At 41.8% G+C, this 19,216-nt stretch carries 17 protein-coding genes; all 17 read right to left on the bottom strand.

Annotation, left to right across the window (positions count from 1 at the left end):
• Positions 1-9 precede the first annotated feature (9 nt).
• Positions 10-1,194 carry an O-antigen ligase family protein gene (locus tag I2H39_RS12490; RefSeq protein ID WP_195626609.1) on the bottom strand — a complete coding sequence of 395 codons (1,185 nt, stop codon included), beginning with the start codon at positions 1,192-1,194 and terminating at the stop codon, positions 10-12.
• A 29-nt stretch (positions 1,195-1,223) separates the two neighbouring features.
• Positions 1,224-2,327 carry a glycosyltransferase family 1 protein gene (locus I2H39_RS12485; protein WP_195626608.1) on the bottom strand — a complete coding sequence of 368 codons (1,104 nt, stop codon included), beginning with the start codon at positions 2,325-2,327 and terminating at the stop codon, positions 1,224-1,226.
• 12 nt (positions 2,328-2,339) lie between these two features.
• Entirely contained in the window at positions 2,340-3,404 is a 1,065-nt protein-coding gene (locus I2H39_RS29645; protein ID WP_195626607.1) for a glycosyltransferase, read from the bottom strand.
• Between the two features lie 13 nt (positions 3,405-3,417).
• Positions 3,418-4,317 (bottom strand): alpha-1,2-fucosyltransferase, encoded by a 900-nt coding sequence (locus tag I2H39_RS12475; protein ID WP_195626606.1) that lies wholly within the window; start codon positions 4,315-4,317, stop codon positions 3,418-3,420.
• Between the two features lie 37 nt (positions 4,318-4,354).
• On the bottom strand, positions 4,355-5,125 hold the full coding sequence (locus I2H39_RS12470) for a glycosyltransferase family 2 protein (RefSeq protein WP_195626605.1): 771 nt from the start codon (positions 5,123-5,125) through the stop codon (positions 4,355-4,357).
• 77 nt (positions 5,126-5,202) lie between these two features.
• Positions 5,203-5,940: a sugar transferase gene (locus I2H39_RS12465; protein ID WP_275892406.1), complete on the bottom strand. Its 738-nt coding sequence runs from the start codon at positions 5,938-5,940 to the stop codon at positions 5,203-5,205.
• A gap of 29 nt (positions 5,941-5,969) precedes the next feature.
• The gene (locus I2H39_RS12460; protein WP_195626604.1) at positions 5,970-7,229 is read right to left on the bottom strand and encodes an aminotransferase class I/II-fold pyridoxal phosphate-dependent enzyme; all 1,260 of its coding nucleotides are present in this window, start codon (positions 7,227-7,229) and stop codon (positions 5,970-5,972) included.
• A 247-nt stretch (positions 7,230-7,476) separates the two neighbouring features.
• The gene (locus I2H39_RS12455) at positions 7,477-8,706 is read right to left on the bottom strand and encodes a nucleotide sugar dehydrogenase (RefSeq protein WP_195626603.1); all 1,230 of its coding nucleotides are present in this window, start codon (positions 8,704-8,706) and stop codon (positions 7,477-7,479) included.
• Positions 8,707-8,791: 85 nt separating this feature from the next.
• Positions 8,792-11,077: a hypothetical protein gene (locus I2H39_RS12450; RefSeq protein WP_347708582.1), complete on the bottom strand. Its 2,286-nt coding sequence runs from the start codon at positions 11,075-11,077 to the stop codon at positions 8,792-8,794.
• Positions 11,078-11,097: 20 nt separating this feature from the next.
• Positions 11,098-11,547 (bottom strand): hypothetical protein, encoded by a 450-nt coding sequence (locus I2H39_RS12445; protein ID WP_195626601.1) that lies wholly within the window; start codon positions 11,545-11,547, stop codon positions 11,098-11,100.
• Positions 11,548-11,631: 84 nt separating this feature from the next.
• Positions 11,632-13,668: a nucleoside-diphosphate sugar epimerase/dehydratase gene (locus I2H39_RS12440; RefSeq protein ID WP_195626677.1), complete on the bottom strand. Its 2,037-nt coding sequence runs from the start codon at positions 13,666-13,668 to the stop codon at positions 11,632-11,634.
• A 56-nt stretch (positions 13,669-13,724) separates the two neighbouring features.
• Complete coding sequence (locus tag I2H39_RS12435) at positions 13,725-14,420, bottom strand: hypothetical protein (RefSeq protein WP_195626600.1); 696 nt, start codon at positions 14,418-14,420, stop codon at positions 13,725-13,727.
• A 96-nt stretch (positions 14,421-14,516) separates the two neighbouring features.
• On the bottom strand, positions 14,517-15,527 hold the full coding sequence (locus tag I2H39_RS12430; protein ID WP_227146316.1) for an LCP family protein: 1,011 nt from the start codon (positions 15,525-15,527) through the stop codon (positions 14,517-14,519).
• 10 nt (positions 15,528-15,537) lie between these two features.
• The gene (locus tag I2H39_RS12425; protein ID WP_195626598.1) at positions 15,538-16,332 is read right to left on the bottom strand and encodes a polysaccharide biosynthesis tyrosine autokinase; all 795 of its coding nucleotides are present in this window, start codon (positions 16,330-16,332) and stop codon (positions 15,538-15,540) included.
• Between the two features lie 2 nt (positions 16,333-16,334).
• A complete protein-coding gene (locus I2H39_RS12420; RefSeq protein WP_195626597.1) occupies positions 16,335-17,105 on the bottom strand; it encodes a Wzz/FepE/Etk N-terminal domain-containing protein in 771 nt (256 codons plus the stop codon).
• A 42-nt stretch (positions 17,106-17,147) separates the two neighbouring features.
• Positions 17,148-17,903: a CpsB/CapC family capsule biosynthesis tyrosine phosphatase gene (locus tag I2H39_RS12415; protein WP_195626596.1), complete on the bottom strand. Its 756-nt coding sequence runs from the start codon at positions 17,901-17,903 to the stop codon at positions 17,148-17,150.
• Positions 17,904-18,280: 377 nt separating this feature from the next.
• Positions 18,281-19,198 carry a tyrosine-type recombinase/integrase gene (locus I2H39_RS12410; RefSeq protein WP_138310632.1) on the bottom strand — a complete coding sequence of 306 codons (918 nt, stop codon included), beginning with the start codon at positions 19,196-19,198 and terminating at the stop codon, positions 18,281-18,283.
• Between the last annotated feature and the right edge of the window lie 18 nt (positions 19,199-19,216).

Raw genomic sequence — 19,216 nt, 5'->3', positions numbered from 1 at the left:
CCTACTAATTCAGTGTCCTTCATTATCTATTTGATTAGATTTACGTACCATACATAATGTAAGAATCATAATATTCCAATATGGTTTAAAAGCATAGATTGATGATGAAACCGATAAAACTATCATTCCAAATAAAATAGACAAGCAAAAAATGTCTTTAGACCTTATACTTGAAATAACAAAACATAAAATATGCAAAACATATAAGCTAAGTCCGACAATCCCTATTTCTACTAAATATTCTATAAAAATGTTATGAATTACATTGTGTATTCTAAAATCAAACAAATAAGAAATATTTCTTGATGTTTCCGCTCCATATCCAATTAACTTACGTGTAATCCCTGACTTTCTAAAGGCATTAATCGAGTCTTCCCATAATAAATACCTCCCACTTCCATTATTTGAATTTATCAGCGCATCCTCCGTGAATCGTCTCGCAATTTCTGATGGCATATATGATATGACCACTCCATAAATTCCCGCTGCCAATAATATAATCCCTATCTTTTTTATGATAGAAATTCCCTTAATTTCTTGACTATCTTTATAAAACAACACAATAAATACTGATGCTATCACTAACGAGAGAAGTCCCCCTCTTGAGCCAGTTGCAAAAGTTATGTAAATATATACTGCAATCTCTATGATTGCTATGATTTTTTGATATAATTCTGACTGTGTCGAAAGAATATTCACCGTTGCATTTGCTAAAGCAAAGAGAAAATATGCACATAAGTAATTAGGATTCTCGCTAATTATACCGGATAGAAGCAATCTACTCTGCGCGTAAGTTCCTGTAAACATTACGATAACTGCTGTCAATCTAGACGACCATATCATACATTTCTTCAGATAAATAACTTCATCAGCCCTGTAATAATATCCCGCAACAGACATCAGCATTAATAAAAAAGATAATTGTGTAATAGCACGTGAAAAACTGGAAGATGTATTAATTGACCAAAAAAATGATATTGAGCTCCATATCACAAATAATATTGAAAAAAAAATGATTCGGTTGGTATAAAACCGATGCTTTTGTATTAACCAAATGGCAACAGGAATAAAACCTATTATTTTTAACAAAGAACCTAAAGTCCCGAAACTCATTGCACCTAAAATCACAAACAACATATATATTCCTAACCATCTACAATATATACTCAGTTGTTTATTTCTATTGTCTAACATATATCTCCCCATATTTTGGCATCATATTTTTACTCATTACCAAATATATAAGTAACAAAATCTTTACATGTTGTCCTTATATCGTAACCATTTTTCCGAAAAGTTTCATATGAATCATATCTTCCTTGTTTAGCGAGTTTTAGTGCCTCTATTCCCCAATATGAGATAGGAGCATTAATATCTAAATATAATAATTTTCCCGAAATATCAGCTTGTTTTGTTATGGTATCTGACAACAGGCAAGGTAGACCTGTTGCCTGAGCTTCAATAATTATATTGGGCATACCTTCGTAATAAGATGGAAAAACCATTACATCAATTGCTGAAAGAACAAAAGGTATGTCTTTTCGGACATCCTGAAATAGAACATAGTCTTCGAGTGCAAATTCTTGCACCTTTTTCTGTATTTTATTTTTTAGGTCTCCCACTCCTACCATTAAAAGCATTGATGATTTGTCCTGCTTATGAATTTCATTGAATATATTAATTAATAATTCATGATTCTTCTGCTGACTAAACCTTCCAATGTGGCCAATCAGAATAGACTCATCTGCAACTCCCAGTGCTCTTCTAGTATTCTGTCGTTCAAATGCATTAAACTTATATATATTCAAATCTACAGCATTATGTAATATATTAACTTCGCATCGTTTATATGCTCTATTACCAAATGTATAAATTGCTGCCAAATCAGAAGGCGCAATTTTAACATCCACATACTTTCCGTATATCATACGTCCAATTAAATGAACCATTTTGTTTTTTATACTCTTCCCATCACTTGAATTACTCGACCTGGCAATGCATACTTGAGCACCTGCTTTTTTTGCAATTTTTAAATCCATAAAACCAGTTGCATTAGAAGTAATTCTAAGAACATATCGGTAATTTTTGGATTTTACTAAATTATATAATTGTTTTCTAAATTCTTGTAGATTTTCACTCTTTGGTGGAATATAATGTATCTCTCCACCCAAACTTTCTATCTCGTCATCGTAAAACCCCTTACGTGGAATATTGACGCAAAAGTCCATTTGATATTTTAATTTGTCAAGTTCCCGGTAAATTTTCATTAAAAAGGTCTCCGCTCCACCAGCATCCATAATACTTACCAAACACAATAATCGCTTCATTGCCTTTTTCTCCTAATTTAAAGATTCATTAAGTTTTTGTATAAATTCCTCTTCTGTATATTTACTGTACTCTTTTAGACAAAACTTTTTCATCTTTATTACTCTTTCCGGAGCATCAATCACATTACATAAAACTTTTTTAAATTCCTCATTATTTCCAAATTCATAACAAAATCCAGTAATATTATCCATAACAACATCGGCATAGCTTTTCCACTTTGATACAATGACCGGTACTCCTGCCGCGTATGCATCAATTATTGTACCTGGAACACCTTCCGTGTAAAAATGGGTCGGAAACAATAGCAAAAAATACTTTTTTACTATATGGGTACTTTCATCAGCTTTCGCTATTCCTTTATATGATATATAAGAAGGAAACTGGCTTACTAATTTTTCAAAAGTACTTTTATAATTCAAGTCTACAGGACCGTATATATCGAGCATGTATACAATTCTCTTCTTATCCTTATTTATTTCTATAATGGTGTTAATGGCATCCTCTATTCCTTTTCCCTCCAGAACTCTCGAAAAGAAACAGACAGGATATGGCTCCTCCCATATGTAATTCAATTCTTCATCAGGAATTGAATTAAGTTTTTTATAGTTTTTTAATACTACTACGTTAGCAAAGCCCATATTTTCCAAATTTATCTTCATATTTTCTGTTTCTACAAAAATTTTATCAAACTTCTTTAGCATTTCTTTTAACGCAGTATTTTGTTGTAATATATCAACTATCCAACCTCCAATTACATCATAGTATATTTTTTTATGACTAAATTTTTTCATAAATATCAGAATTCTGGAAATATAAAATACACCATTATGAGCTGGAAGCATGAATACTCTATCACATGTCACAAATACTTTTAAAAGTGATAAAATCATGGAAAACAAATTTTTTTTCCATTCATATGTTTCAACACATACAACTTGCTCGTTTCCATAGTATTTTTCTAATGTAGCTTTTAAACTTCGAGTCTTTACTGGTTGTCCTCCCATGTCCATCGTTTTAAAACCAAAAGCACCAATAATACCTATTTTTTTCATTATATTCTTTCTCTTCCTTGACACATGTAAATCCTTCTTATGTATGTATCTTTCTAATTCTTATATTTTTATATGTTATAAGTGTTTTACTTGTATTTTCTCTAGTGTCATACCATACGTCAGGTACTATTATAATGCTGTCCATTTTTACTCCTAAGAAAGCTCCCCACCAAGAAAAGGAACTATTTGAAAGCACAAAATCATCACATTTTGACATCAGCGAAAGTTGTTCAGGCGCAGATAAACCTTCAATATATTTTGTAATCACGTCTTTTTGTGTAATACCACACATTTGTTTTGCCACCCTAATATCATCTGAAAATATTAAAATATTAATATTTTGTTTCATGTATTTTTCAGTAATAATTTCATTAATTGCACTATTAAAATAACCTGATGAACATATCGGCCAGCCTTGAGAGAGATAATCCTTTCCGCAACGAATGCTAACAGCTAAATATTTCTGAGATGCGTCTATACTGTACTTATTTACAATTGGGAGTTTTAAATGACTAAGTAATGTATTTTTCGCCTCAAAAGCCATTATTGCATCTTGAAAATACCCGTAAATATATACATCTTTCTTATTCGATATGCAATATCCTTGTGCGCTGCGTTTCGAATAGTAACATCCATTTTTTGACAAACTTTTACTCATTTTTTTTTGTGAAGGAATAAATTTTTGCAAAAGATGGTATGCTTTTCTAGTAATTTCATACTTTACCGAATAATCTATGTCTTTGTCATAAAAGCGAATAGTTCCATCTTCTAACATATTCAGAAGTTCAAAATTTCGGACTTTGTATTTTTCATATTCCCTTATATCCAAAACCATTTCCACGTGTTTATGTTGTTCAGTTGCAATCTTATATGCGAAAGCAATAATAAATAACTGATTGCCCAATCCTCCACGCATTCGTACTATAATTTTATCCATAACCATTCTCCATATAAACGGTAAAGTACTCATTTACTTATATTCTTTTCACGTATCTCTTTTTTTTATATAATCCAAATACTATATTTCTTAATGTATTTATCACACTTTGTATTATTCCCATCTTTTCCACTTCATGAAATAACTTAAAATGCCACCTTATTAATTCTTTATAACTATTAGCGCTAATCGAGCCACTTCTCCCCCTTCTGTATTCAGATAAACTTTCATCTAGTAAATAGCAATCTGCTCTTCTACAAATTTTCAACCACATTGCATAATCATTATTTTTCTTTATATCATCTATTTGAATTAAACCTATAAATCTGGCATCATACATCACAGTCAGACACCCTGGCCAACAATAATTAAACATACCTGTTTTTGTTATCTTCATTGGCCCAGTGACCATTACTCCGTTTTGTTTACTGTTTTGATTTATTTCATAATAATTTGTATACGAAAAATAGTATCCATTTTTTGTCATGAACCTTATTTGTTTTTCTAATTTTTGAGGCAACCATAAATCATCGCTGTCAAGAAATGCAATCCACCTTCCTCTTGCCTCTTTTAATGCTTTATTCCTTGAAACAGCAGCTCCGTAATTTTTAGGATTTTTAAAAAATCTAATCTTAGAATTTTCTAAATACTCTTTATCAAGAATCTCATATGTATTGTCTGTAGAACAATCGTCCACAATTATAAGTTCCCACTCTGTATAGGTCTGATTTATGACACTCTTTATAGCTTTAGATATATATTGGGCAGTGTTATAAGATGGCATTATTATTGACACCAAATCTTGCATCTTTCTATCCTCACAAATTTTTGCTTTTGACTTTTACCAACTCTTCCAACCAGACTTTATTTCCTCTATTTGTCTATTCAAAATTTCTTTTTAAGTATTTTTTCAGCAATAGCATGACCCTCATTATACTCCTCTACTCCAATTTTACTTTCTCTCAACAGGTAATCTCCTAAATCCTCCGCTGTAGCCATACCATCCTCAGAAATATCATCTTGTTTCACAAAAGCCTTCATTATGGTTTGAAAAATTATCTTTACATCTACAAAAAAAGTAATTTTCTTGATATACTTTAAATCATAATCCAACTTTTCCTCCCATTTAATTGCATTACGACCATTCACCTGTGCCAAACCACTAAGCCCAGGCCTTACTGAATGTCTCATTCTTTGTTCCTTTGACATAAAAACCATATCCCGAACTAATTGTGGACGAGGTCCGCACAGTGACATCTCACCTTTAAGTATATTAAATAACTCTGGTAACTCGTCCAAACTCGTTTTTCTTAATATTTTTCCAAACTTCGTCATGCGTAATTCATCTGGTAGCAAAGCACCCCCTTCATCCTTTTTATCAGTCATAGTCCTAAATTTATATATAATAAATATATCTTCGTTCAAACCTGGTCTTTTCTGTTTAAAAATAACTGGTGCCCCTAACTTGAATCGTACCATAGTTGCTAACACTATTAATACTGGTGCCAAAAAAACTACTGCCATCAATGATAGAACAAAATCCAAAGGTCGCTTTATGTATTTTTCATAAGGCCCCATTCGGCGAAGGACAGTTGGCTTTTGTTTTTCAATATTTTGTTTCAATATTCTAACCTCGTCATTTTTTATCGCCTTTATTCAAAGCAACTTCTAATTATTCTAATCACGATATCCTGCTGCTTAGATGTCATTTTAATATCGCTTGGTATGCATAATCCCCTATGAAAGATATCCATCCCAACATCAAGAGGTTTCCCGTCTGTTCCAACAGTCCTCCTTTGAATATATGCATTTGTGGTTCCTCTGCCGTTTCCTTCTCGAGTTACAAATTCATTCATTCTGTAAATAGGCTGCATATGCATCGGCTTCCATATTGGACGCCCCTCTACATTGTACTTAGCCAATGTTTCAAGAATCTCAGTTGGGCAACTTTTTCCCGGTTCACTAACATACAACGTTTCATAATCATCTCTAATCTGCTTACACATTGCTTCCGGATTAATAATTATGCAGGATAACCAAAAATTAGGTTCTGTCTTTTTTATATCATATGGATTCATCTGAACAGGTAAGTCCTTGAATCCCTCTTTATATCTTTCATAAATTGCTCTCTTTCTAGCAATATGTTCTTCCAAATATGGAAATTGCCCTCTAACGATACCAGCAATTACATTACTCATTCTGTAATTGTATCCGACTTCTTCGTGCTGATACCACGGTGCGTTTTCTCTGGCCTGAGTAGACCACTTATTCACCTTCTGTGCAGCTTCTTTATCATCAGTAAGTAGCATTCCTCCTGCCGAACCTGTGATAATCTTATTTCCGTTATATGAAATTGCATTAAATTTGCCAAACGTTCCCGTTTCTTTACCTCCATATGTTGCTCCCAGAGATTCTGCCGCATCTTCTATAATCACTGCTCCATGCCTATCACAAATATCTTTAATTTCATCAACCTTCGCAGGTGTACCATATAGATGAGCAAATACTACCAACTTTACATCTGGATATATCATAAAAGCCTTTTCTAAGGCTACCGGATTCATATTCCATGTATCGTATTCTGCATCAATGAATATTGGGACACCGCCCTCATATACAACTGGATTAATAGTTGCTGCAAACGTCATGTCTGAACAAAATACTTTATCTCCCGGCTTTACTCCTGCGAGTTTCACCGCCATATGCAAGGCTGCTGTTCCCGTTGATAAAGCCACTGCATATTTACACCCGATTTTATCACATGCAAGACGCTCAATCTCATTTATGTTATTACCAACCGTTGAAAGCCAATTTGTGTCAAATGCCTCTAACATATACTTTTTCATTTCTTCATGCTTGGTTGGGCTAGATAAATAAATTCGTTTCTCAAATATATTAAATTCGCTTGCCATTTTTCCCTCTTCGTATCTTTTAGACAGTTTCCTGCCTAATATAGATTATATATATGAAATCACAACACTGTACCTGCAACTTATATAAACCATTAAGATGTAAGCTCTAGTTAAAACCTCATTTCAACACATGATAAAAATCTCATAACAGGATTCAACCCAAATCTCACAAAATTTCTGTAATCATAGTTTTTAAGTTACTCTCATTATCTCTCAGGCCAATTGCTAACATTTTTCATGATTTTAATTAATCCCGTCTAAACAAATCCCTTGTATAGACCTTTTCTGCTACATCATCCAAGCAACTTTCATACCGGTTAGCTATAATACAATGGCTCCTCCTTTTAAACACTTCCAAATCATTTATAATTTCACTTTCAAAAAAGGTCTTATTATTTTCCAGATTCGGCTCGAAAATGATTACTGTAACACCTTTTGCCTTAATCCGTTTTATAACACCTTGGATAGAACTCTGACGGAAATTATCACTATTGCTCTTCATTGTTAAACGATATACCCCAACAACAACTTTGCTTGTGCTGTTTCTATCCCAAGATTCTCTATTACTGCATAATTCTGCAATCTCAAGAACACGGTCTGCAATAAATTTTTTTCTTGTTTTATTACTATCAACAATTGCTGATATCATATTTTGCGGGACATCCGCATAATTTGCTAATAACTGTTTGGTATCCTTTGGTAAACAATATCCTCCATATCCAAAAGACGGATTATTGTAATGTGTACCAATACGTGGGTCAAGACATACACCTTCAATAATCATCTTCGTATCAAGTCCTTTCATTTCAGCGTATGTATCCAATTCATTAAAATAGCTTACTCTAAGTGCAAGATATGTATTAGCAAACAGTTTCACAGCTTCTGCTTCCGTGAATCCCATATATAAAGTATCAATATTCTCTTTAATTGCCCCTTCCTGAAGTAAACTCACAAATACCTCGGATACCTCTCTACTTTTATCATCACAACCAATAATGATTCGACTGGGATAGAGATTATCATACAATGCTCTTGACTCCCTTAAAAACTCTGGGCTGAATAGGATTCTATCTGTATTAAATTTCTTTCTTATATTTTCAGTGTATCCAACAGGAATGGTGGATTTTATAATCATCATTGCATTTGTATTTACCTTCAGAACAAGCTTAATCACTGCTTCTACTGCAGATGTATCAAAAAAATTCTTTTCACTGTCATAATTTGTTGGGGTAGCAATAATCACAAAATCTGCGGACTTATATGCAGTTTTACCATCCAGTGTGGCTATCAAATCCAGCTCTTTTTCTTTCAAAAACCTTTCTATATACTCATCCCGAATTGGGCTGATTTTATGATTAATTTTCTCAACTTTCTCTGGAATTATATCTACTGCAACCACTTTATTATGTTGTGCAAGTAATGTAGCGATGGAAAGTCCCACATACCCCGTTCCAGCTACAGCAATATTTCTTTTCATTTTTAATGTTTCCTTTCTACAGCGTATTTAAAAATAAAATAATTCGTGGTTTGAACCTGCAGTTCTTTGTAGATTTTTGCAATATCTAATACGATACCGTAGCCTCCGGCACTTCCAACTCCGCAATCTCATCCGACCCATAAACCCGGATACTCCCGCCGGTCCCAGTCTCCCATTTCTGTCCGTTTCCGTCAGTTACCTTTGTATTCTTCATCACCTTCCCTGATGCGTTCACCAGGTATTTTCCTTCTCCCGGAATATCAAATACCTCATAGCGGGCAGCCTTGTCAGCGGTTTGCAGCTTTCCCTTATAATAGGCATATCCATCCTTGATTCCGGTGATGCCCCTGCCCTTGATATCGAAGTAATACTGTGAGCGAGAGGCGCTGACGCCGTCATCCACCATGGCTTTCCCCACCGTGCATTTTCTGTTCCCGTCCTCTGAACCGCAGTAATAAAACTCGCCCTTTACCTCAACCAGGCCGTACTGGGCTGCCCCGTACATGTCAAAGATATAGTATCCGTCACCAATCTTTTTCACCTCATAGCTGTCCTCGCCCCCGCATACCGGCCGGCCTGTATTATCAAAGTAATACCACTCCTTCTGCCCTGAACCGCTGGCATCCGGAGGGCCCTCTAACTTCTGCCAGGCACTTTCCACCTTTTCCCCGGAAATGTACTTCTTGTCTTTCTCTGTCTCCGGCTGGTAGAAATAGCGGTATCCCTTGATTTCAGGCACTGTGCTGTTCATTTTCACCCAGCCCGGATACATGATGCCGTAGCTGTCAAAGCAATAGGTGACGCCGTTCACATCCTTCTCCTGCTTACCTCCGCCGGAGCGTTTTTTCTTTCCTGATGATGTACTGAAATAAAAGTAAGCATACTGGCCATGTTCCTGAACATAGTCCGCCACATCAGTATTGTCCATCCAGCTTTCCGGAATCTCCAGCCACTGCCATCCCATGGCCCTGGCGCCGTCCTCTCCGCAATAATAATAGGAGCTTTCCTTGTCATCATCTTCCGGTGTCTCTGTAAGCCAGCCCGTACGCATGACGCCGGAGGTATTAAAGCAGTAAAATTTTCCGTCAATCTTATGCCATTTATCCACGATAATTTTTCCATCGTTCTCCGCATAGTACCAGTAATTATAATCCGCATTCCTGGAATCCAGGCCGCTGATGACAAACCATTCTTTTTTCTTCATGGCGCCGTCATCTCCCATATAACGCTTATCGCCATTATTATCCGTTATCCAGCGTTTCCGGTAATTCAGTCCGTTTGCGTCAAAATAATAGGTCCTTTCCCCTGTCTCCTTATCCCCGATTGTCTTATACCCACCCTTAAGCACGGCCCCGGATTCCCCGGCGTAATACCAGCTCTCCGTCACTGCTTTCGTAGCACTGTTAACATTTTCAATCTTGAACCAGCCGTCATCCTGGAGGACTCCAACTTCATCCAGGTAATACCTCTCCCCCTTGGTACTGTCCGTATACCAGCGTTTCCTGTAATTCAGGCCATTCGGGTCAAAATAATACCAGTTTCCATCAATACTTCCCCATCCTCCCCGCCATAGGGAACCGTTTGAATCACCATAGTACCAGTTGGTATATTCCTGGCCGCTGGAATTTGTACCAGTGATGGAAAACCAGCCCCGTTTCAGGTCTCCCATATCATCTACGTAGTAACGGTTATCCCCAATCGTAACCCAGCGTTTTCTGGGGGAGGTTCCATTTTTGTCAAAGTAATAGGTAATGCCGTCCAGCTCATGCCAGCCATCCGTCAAAAGCGAACCATCCTGTTGGGCGTAATACCAGTTAACATATGGGTTCCCTTTACTGTCCGCATTTTCCACGGAAAACCAGCCTTGCCCCGGTCTGGCTCCCTGCTCATCCACGTAATATCTCTTATCTTCTACCGTAAAAAAAGCCTTTCTGGGTGAATTTCCTCCCGGGTAGAAGTAATAATGCTTTCCGTCCAGCTCATACCAGCCATTGAGCAGGATTTTCCCGTCGTCTCCTGCATAATACCAGGCCGTGGATGGTTTTCCCGAAGGCAGATTTGGTTTGGATGTGACGCTGAACCATTCATTTTCATAGCGGGAACCATCTTCCTTTATGCGGTAACGGGCTCCGTCTTTATTCACCCAGTTGTCGGTAACCAAAAGGCCGTTCCCTCCCAGATATCGCAGGGTACCATCCGTCCATGCCGCCCACTGGTTTGCCGCCTTCTTATCATGCTCCATATAGAACCACTGCTGTTCTAAATTCTGCTGCCATCCATCTGCTCCGTATACTGGCACGGCTGATATGACAAGGGCCGCCGATGCGCATGTAACAATCTGTATCAAAGTCTTCATTTTCATCCAGTTCATTCCTCACTGTAAGCTTTTCTTCAGGTCTTACCGTTACTTCTGGCATAAATTGTATCCAGATATGGTATGGTATCAGACGCCCACGGGTATTCCGTCATATAGTTTCCTGTGTAGACAGCCAGATAGGCTTCATTTCCCTTCATAAACTCATATAAATCGCATTCAAACCATTCTGTGTTAACAGAAAACACACCTCTTTTATGAATCAGCATGTCCTCACAGCCATATTCCTCAAGGGTCCTGTGCAGCCGGTGGTAAATAACCCTTATATTCCTCTTGGCCGCGCTCTCCTGCAGGTTCTCATACAAAATATGTACCACCTGTGCCAATGACACGCTTCCACCCCTTTGACTGACAAGGATGGCCAGCAGCTCCTTGGATTTTTTACTTGGAAAATAAATCACTTTGTCGTTAACAAATACATCAAAACCACAGAATGTCTGTATATATACTTTGGGCTTTTCCGGCACACCGGTCCCCTCCTTTGCATGGTGTGATTTAAGGAAACAAAATCCAGGCATTTTCCTTTTATCATAGCTGAATTCCTGATGTCCTTACATCCTTGGCGTTCTCATATCCTGTTCCAGGCCGTAAACTGCCATTGCATTATGCAATGCCATGCGGTTTACTATAAAATTCTCCCTTTCTGATTCCTTTTCCGCTTTCCGGCCTGACACTATGCCGGAACCCATCTCCAGCTCCATCCCGGCCGCTGCTTCCGCCCGGGCCTCGTCCTGTTCTGTCAATATCAGCTCACTGGCATTATCTTCCGCCTTGTAATGGTACTCCGGCACCATCTCATGGACCAGTTCCCGGATATTCCCCTTCTCCAGCCATGCAGCCTCATCCAGACGTGCCAGTCCTTTTTCAAATCTTTCGTAATCCATCTCAATGGGTTTCCCAATAAATATCCTGTCATTGCCGGTTTTCTGAAGCCCCTCTTCATCCATGAGCAGCTCCTCATAAAGCTTTTCCCCAGGTCTCAGTCCTGTAAACCGGATGTCAATATCCCTATACGGCTCATAACCGGACAGCCGAATCAGATTCTCGGCCATGTCCAGGATGCGAACCGGTTTTCCCATGTCCAACACAAATATCTCTCCGCCCCTGGCATAGGCCCCTGCCTGCAGCACCAGGCTTACCGCCTCCGGTATGGTCATGAAATACCGTATGATGTCCTTATGGGTCACGGTCACCGGGCCGCCGTTTTCTATCTGCTTCTTAAACAGGGGAATCACGCTTCCATTGCTTCCCAGCACATTTCCAAACCGTACAGCCACAAATTCCGTGGCGCTTTTCTGATTGCACATCTGGACCACCATCTCACAGAGTCGTTTGCTTGCTCCCATGATATTGGCTGGATTTACCGCCTTGTCCGTGGAAATGAGAATAAAACGTTCTGCGCCGTATCTGATGGCTGCCCTGGCGGTTTTATAGGTGCCCAGGACATTGTTTTTGATAGCTTCATTGGGGCTGTCCTCCATCAGAGGCACATGCTTATGCGCAGCTGCATGGTACACAATATCCGGCCTGTAGGTACGGAACAGAGATTCCATGCGGTTGGTATTCCTGACCGAACCAATCAATACTGCCAGATTAAGTCCCGGATAATTACGCTTTAATTCCTGCTGGATTTCGTAGGCGTTATTTTCATACATCTCAAATATGATGAGCTGTCTGACTCCATGGCCTGCCAGCTGCCTGCACAGCTCGCTTCCAATGGAGCCGCCGCCGCCCGTGACCAGAACCACCTTGTCCCTCACATATCCCATGATTTCATCCAGCTTGACCTGCACCGGTTCCCGCCCCAGCAGGTCCTCTATTTCCACCTGCTTAAGCCTGGAAATGTTCACTTCCCCATTCATCAGCTGATATACACCGGGCAGGTATTTAACCCGACAGCCTGTTTTCTGGCATATGCCCAAAATGTCCTTTATCTCTTCACCTGGTGCTGACGGCAATGCCACATAAATGGAGTCAATGCCTTTTTCTCTCACCAGCTCCGGTATATCGCCCCTTGTACCGTCTACCTGCACACCGTCAATGAATCTTCCCTGTTTGTCCCTGTCATCATCCACAATGCACACAGGATATCCATGGATTTTCTCGCTTGCCTTCATTTCCCGGATAATAAGCGTTCCAGCCTGTCCGCCTCCCACCACCATTACCCGCGGGGTAGAATCCTTCTCCCTGGCACGGTTTATCCTGTTAATGGTTTTTTGAATCACCTGGAAACTGATACGGCCGCATATGGCTGCACCTGTCATCAAAACAAACCAGAGTACATAGTAGCTTCTGGGCATCCGTTCCCCAGACAGAAGCAGTCCTGCGAACTGGGCCAGGGCCGCAATAAGACAAACCAGAGCCACCTCCAGCATCTCCCTTATTCCGGCCGCCCCCCACATAATGGCGTAAAGACGGCCTGCACAGAACGCAAGGGTAACCACAGCCATCTGTAATATCCCATACTTCCACAGCGCCTGCACATATGCAGCAGGGATGCTCTGAACATTCAAATCAAATCTAAGTCCCAGGGCTAGCCCTGCGCAAATCCAGACCGCAGCCATATCATATACCCAGAGAAAAAACATCCTTACCCGCTTGCTGCGGGGAAGGTATTTTTCCAATATAATTTTGTCTCTGTTTTTCAATTCCGCTCATTCCCCTGCTTCTTATATACAATCGACAAGGTTCCCGACCCAGGCACGCCAAACCACAGCATCTTGGATTCTGCATCCACCCTGGTGGGTTTTATCAGCTGCCAGATTCCCGTCATATTGTTGTAAAACAGTACTTCCACGTCTCCCAGGCCGCCTATCAGGTTAGGAACATAGAGAGGTACCTCCACCAGACCGGTCTTTTCCGTGTTGGTAGCTGCGTCCTTTATCATGATTGCATGGGTTCCAATCAGGGCGTTGTAGCCTGTCAGGTCCACTCCCGGCACGGCTTCACTGAGAGGGCGTCCGCTGTTAATGCCATTGATAGCATCCACCACTGGCTTCGGCAGACCGGCAACAGCAGCGTCAGTCCCCTGTACGAATTCAAGAGCCGTATCGCCAATGACTGCCTGTCCCCTGCTGTTGGTTCCTACCGCCTGTTCTCCGGCTGTCTGTCCCACCGCAATCTGTACCGCATTATTTCCCTGGCCTGAGCTGACGGCGGTGGAGCCTGATGCGCCACCCTTTGCCCTGTCCGCCCGTTCTCCTATGTCGTAGCTGCTCCCGTCACTATTACTGTCCACAATCACCGGTCCTGTCCCCAGACTGCTGGCCGCAAAGATACACACGGTCTGAGATACTGCAAGGGCTGCTGTCAATACAATGATTATTGTTCTTTTTTTCATGTTTTCCACCTTTCCTTTTTTCATATGGATTATAATCTGATGTCAAATTTTGATAGTTCTGTTCCGCTTCCGTATTTCATATATACCCCTCCCTCCTCAATCGGCCGGTCTATAAAACCAGTCCAGCACCAGGGGTATGATTTCCTCCTGATTCGGATGGTATTCATCGTAAATAAATGTCTCCACAGCTGTTCCCGGTAGAGTCACCATATCTGTATCTGTAAAATCCTGGCTTCCCCCTAAAAAGGCCATGGCCATATCCAGATACCGGTCTTTAGCCATGTCCGTCACCATATACGGCTCAATTTCTTTCATCAAATCCGGTATAACGCCGTCATCCAGCCTTGACTTATTTCTGGCCGCATCCAGAAATCCCCTGATATATGATTTCTGACGTTCCATACGCGCCAGTGCGCTCTGAGGCTGGCCCGTATCCCTGTAACGCACATACCTCACTGCCTGTTCTCCCCGCAGAGTAATGGTCCTTCCCCGGACAAATTCCGGATTTGCCTGTTCCAGGCCCGTCTCCTGTATGGTGACAGTGACCCCTCCCACCTTATCATTTGCAACGGGCAGGGCGGACATGCTTACTGCCATGTATCCGTCTATGGTAAGGCCTCCCAGCAGATGGCCTACTGCCTCTGTCATGTACCTGCAGCTCTTCTCTCTTCCATCTCCATATGCATAAGCTAATGTAAGATGCTGAACATCCTTGCCCAGCACATTTCCGCTTAAATCTGTCAGTGTGATTTCCGTCATGGTATCCCTAGGAATCATGAGTACCTTTATCCTGTCCCTGGCCGTATCCTGGGCCACCAGGAAAATACCGTCAGCCTGTCCCCCGGAACCAGCCACCATGGTCTCCTCCAGGCTTCCCGGCCTGTCTATACCTATGCACAGAACGGCCTTCATGTATGTATTGCGCCTGTAAGCCCTTCCCTGATATTCCACTCCGTCCTCTGCATTTAATAAAGTGTTTCCAGACTGAACACTGTGCCATTGCTCCGCCTCCTCCGACGCTGCCTTTCTTTCCAGATACATCTGACTGGTTTTGTAAAAAAATACCGAGACCAGTATGGAAAACAGGGCCAGAACGGCCTGTACCAACCTCCGGCTCCTACGATTGCGGTGTTGTGCCATTTTTCATTTCCGTCCCGCTTGCCCCCTTTACGGGTATTATCTTCCCCTCCTCCTCATACCTTCCGTAGTGCCTGCCGTATTTTCCGTAATACTTGCCGCTGCGCCTGCCATAATATCTGTCGTAATAGCTGTGCTCATACCCGCTGCCCACCCGGTTCAGCACGGCTCCCAGGATGCGACACCCGCTTTTTTCCAGCTGCCCCCTCACTTTCTGTACAAGACGGTAGCTGATTGCCCCGCTTTCAATGACAATGACAGCCCCGTCGCACTGACTGGCAATGATGGCTCCGTCTATGATGTTTGCCATTGGCGGAGTATCAATGATAATGTAGTCGTAGGTTTCTTTGACACCCTCAATCATTGTCTTAAACAGGTCATCCTCCAGCAGTTCCGCCGGATTGGGTGAAAAGGGCCCCGAGAGAATCATATCCAGGTTTTCCATATCTGTTTCATAGCATATCTCTTCCAGCCTTTTCTGCCCACTAAGATACTGGGACAGACCATTGGGATTCCCCTTAATTTCATAACGTTTGACCATTACGGACTTGCGTATGTCCGCATCCACCAGCAGAACCTTTTTGCCTATATTCCCAAAAGAAGATGCCAGTGCGAAAGCAGTCTCGCTTTTTCCTTCATCCGGCATAGAGCTGGTGAACATGATGGTCTTAAGACCGCTTCCGCAAAACTGGATGTTGGTGCGCAGGGTCTTGATGGCTTCCTCATAAAAATAATCTTTTCTTCCGGTATTCTTCAGATGTAAGATTCCTTCCATCACTATACCCCCTTTCCGCTTTTCTCCGTCTTGCGCTTTTTGCGTTCCTGCTTTCTCTTGCTCCGTTTTTGGTGCTGCTCCTTGTTCATTCCATCATCATCCGGTATGGATGCCAGTACGCTGATGCCAAGGTATTTATCCACATCCTCCTCCGAGCGCACCGTGTCATTCATGATGACCTTTAGGGTTATGACCGCACAAGCCGCAATGACAAATGCCAGCCCGCCCAGCACCGCGTTCTTTCTTATGCTGGGAGATGCAGGATTCTCCGGCACCACTCCCTGTTCAATAATCTTGGGCGGTACCATCTCCATGATATCCCCTATGTAATCAGAGGAAGCATTGGCCACCTCATCCACAATGGCCTTGGCTCTCACCGGGTCCGTATCGGATACAGTCATGTTCAGTATCCTGGTATCCGCTGGATTCGATATCCGTATCCTGGCTTTTAACTGGCCGTAAGTCATATTCAGCCCCTGTTTCTCAATCACCCGTTCCAGCACCGGCCTGCTGGTAATCATCACACTGTAATCCTTTGTAAGCTGGCTTCCTATCTGTAAATCCGCCAGGGACGTCAGGGTAGTCTCTTTTGAGAGGACATATACCATGGCCGTGGATGTGTATACAGGCGTCAATATCAGGCGGCTGTAGGCTCCTGCGCCCAGACAGCCTATGACTGCTGCCAGAATGATTATCCAGGCCCTTTTCTTAAATTCAAACAACAACTCCAGGAGGTCTATCTCCATATCATCTTCTCTGTACAGCTTTTCCATCTTCCTCACATTTCCTTTATTTTGTTTCCCAGGCAAATACATTTACAAAACAGAATCCCTCAATATATATTCCTGGTTCTGTCTGAGAAGCCGCTCCGCCATCCCCCCGGCGCCCTGCCCTTTCCGTTCCTGCTGCATCATCCATCCGGCAGCCTCCCTCATCTCAGGCGGACGTATCAATACCCCATGCATGTCCGTAGCTATAAAATGGATGTTTCCCTTCCGTATCTCCTTTCTGCACCAGACAGACTGCCTGTCAAAAATTCCTCCGCCAAGACTTCCCGCATTCATCTGCAGGTATGCGCCGCACTTAACCAGCTCCTCTGTCCTCCCCCTCTCCCTGAGGCAGCCATACCGTTCCGCATGGGCAATAACCGGCAGGTAGGAAGCCTGAACCAGGCTGCGGACCGCCCTGAACAGCCGCGTATATCCGTCACCCGGCAGAAATTCCACCAGCACATACCGGCTTCCGGAAAGGGTCAGCACCTCTCCCCGTTCCAGAAATAAGGGCAGTTCCTCAAAGTACTGTACTTCCTGTCCCAATCCAATGGTCATCCTTTCCGACAGGGAATGCGCTGCCTCCCCCAGCTGTTTTGCCAGCTCCTTCAGTCTGCCTATGTCCTGCCCGGAAATATAGTGGGGCGTTGCAATGATATGGGTGATTCCCTGTTCATGGGCCAGGTTCAACATTTCCCCTGCTTCCTCCCAGTCAGAAGCCCCGTCATCCACGCCAGGCAGTATATGGGCATGGATGTCTACCCAGCCTTTGGTTTCACCCGTTTCTTTTCTCTCTGCCAACGCGGCTCCTCTCTTGCATACGAAACAGGGAGGTTTTTTCACCCCCCCCCCCCAGATTCGTATGATGATTTACTATCAAATTCTTCACTGAATTTTTATTGTCTTTTATTATGTTTTCAACTGAAGAACTTCCCTGTTCCTTCCCCATCCCGCGCTTCATGATATGCTTCATTCAGCCGGTTCCCCAGATACCACAGAATAATCATTCTGTGGTAAATATCTGATAAAACAGTTAATATTTTGTTTTATTTAATCCGTGACCATAAAATGAAAGTTAAATATAGATACGCAAAGAAGCCGGCAACCCTTGATTTTGTTTCCGGCTTATGTGCATTGAAGAAAAAACATCAATATGTATATTGACTATCACTGTTTTTTTAGATATACTGTATAGAGTTTTTAGACCTGTGATTTATCATCAGAGACCTTTGTACCACGGAATGATTATTCTGTGGTATTTTTTTTATTACCCCGATTTTCAGCCTGTTAAGTACCCGCTCATGCTCCTTTACGCTGGCAGCCACATAAATGCGGGTGGTTTCAATGGAGGAATGGCCTAATATATCCGCCAGATGGGCCATATTCTTCTCCACCGCATAAAAGCTTCTGGCAAACAGATGGCGGAAATTATGGGGAAATACTTTATCCCGCATGACGCCTGCCTTCATGCAGAGCTTTTTCATGGCGTGGCAGATGTTGCTTCTGTCCAGTGGGCGTCCGGTTCTGGTGCAGAAGATGCTGCCGCTGCGGATGCCGTTCTTTCTGGCAAAGGCCTTCAGCTCCGCCGCCAGATTCTTTGGAAAAATCACAATCCTGTACTTTCCCTTCATGCTGATTTCCGCCTTTCCCTCCATAACGGACTCCACGGTTACATATCTTAATTCGCTCACCCTGATGCCCGTACTGCAGATTGTCATCATGAGATAATACAGCTGGTAATTTCCCTGCCTCCCGGCTGTATCCATCAGCCGCTCATACTCCTTTTCCGTCAGTTCCCGTTTCTCGTCAATATAAGCCCTTCTCTGGACCTTCAGAAACTTTACACGGTACTCACCCAGCCCCATAAACCTGAGGTATGCATTTACTGCCGACAATTTACCGTTGACGGTCTGGGGACGGTACAGGCTGCTGAGATGGCTGCGGTACTGAATCAGCAGCTCCTTTCCTATTTCCTTTTTCCCTAAGAATTGCAGGAACATCTGCAGTTCATAAACATATTTGCTGATTGTAGCATCAGACTTTTCTTCTTCCTTCAGAAAACCCAAAAATTGTTCTGTCACACATGCCATATCCATTGACACCTCCGTTTTTTT

It is taken from the genome of Clostridium sp. 1001283B150225_161107_B6 (assembly GCF_015556325.1).
Taxonomy (GTDB): Bacteria; Bacillota; Clostridia; order Lachnospirales; family Lachnospiraceae; genus Enterocloster.
Note: the sequence above shows the minus strand (reverse complement) of the source record. Positions and strands in the feature narration are given on the sequence as shown.

What these genes read in the sequence shown, in the direction of transcription:
- I2H39_RS12485 (WP_195626608.1), bottom strand. Translation starts at nt 2,327, where the DNA reads ATGAAGCGATTATTGTGTTTGGTAAGTATTATGGATGCTGGTGGAGCG.
- I2H39_RS12435 (WP_195626600.1), bottom strand. Translation starts at nt 14,420, where the DNA reads ATGAAAAAAAGAACAATAATCATTGTATTGACAGCAGCCCTTGCAGTA.
- I2H39_RS12460 (WP_195626604.1), bottom strand. Translation starts at nt 7,229, where the DNA reads ATGGCAAGCGAATTTAATATATTTGAGAAACGAATTTATTTATCTAGC.
- I2H39_RS12475 (WP_195626606.1), bottom strand. Translation starts at nt 4,317, where the DNA reads ATGGATAAAATTATAGTACGAATGCGTGGAGGATTGGGCAATCAGTTA.
- I2H39_RS12490 (WP_195626609.1), bottom strand. Translation starts at nt 1,194, where the DNA reads ATGTTAGACAATAGAAATAAACAACTGAGTATATATTGTAGATGGTTA.
- I2H39_RS12440 (WP_195626677.1), bottom strand. Translation starts at nt 13,668, where the DNA reads ATGTTTTTTCTCTGGGTATATGATATGGCTGCGGTCTGGATTTGCGCA.
- I2H39_RS12450 (WP_347708582.1), bottom strand. Translation starts at nt 11,077, where the DNA reads ATGAACTGGATGAAAATGAAGACTTTGATACAGATTGTTACATGCGCA.
- I2H39_RS12470 (WP_195626605.1), bottom strand. Translation starts at nt 5,125, where the DNA reads ATGCAAGATTTGGTGTCAATAATAATGCCATCTTATAACACTGCCCAA.
- I2H39_RS12410 (WP_138310632.1), bottom strand. Translation starts at nt 19,198, where the DNA reads ATGGATATGGCATGTGTGACAGAACAATTTTTGGGTTTTCTGAAGGAA.
- I2H39_RS12425 (WP_195626598.1), bottom strand. Translation starts at nt 16,332, where the DNA reads ATGGAAGGAATCTTACATCTGAAGAATACCGGAAGAAAAGATTATTTT.
- I2H39_RS12455 (WP_195626603.1), bottom strand. Translation starts at nt 8,706, where the DNA reads ATGAAAAGAAATATTGCTGTAGCTGGAACGGGGTATGTGGGACTTTCC.
- I2H39_RS12420 (WP_195626597.1), bottom strand. Translation starts at nt 17,105, where the DNA reads ATGGAAAAGCTGTACAGAGAAGATGATATGGAGATAGACCTCCTGGAG.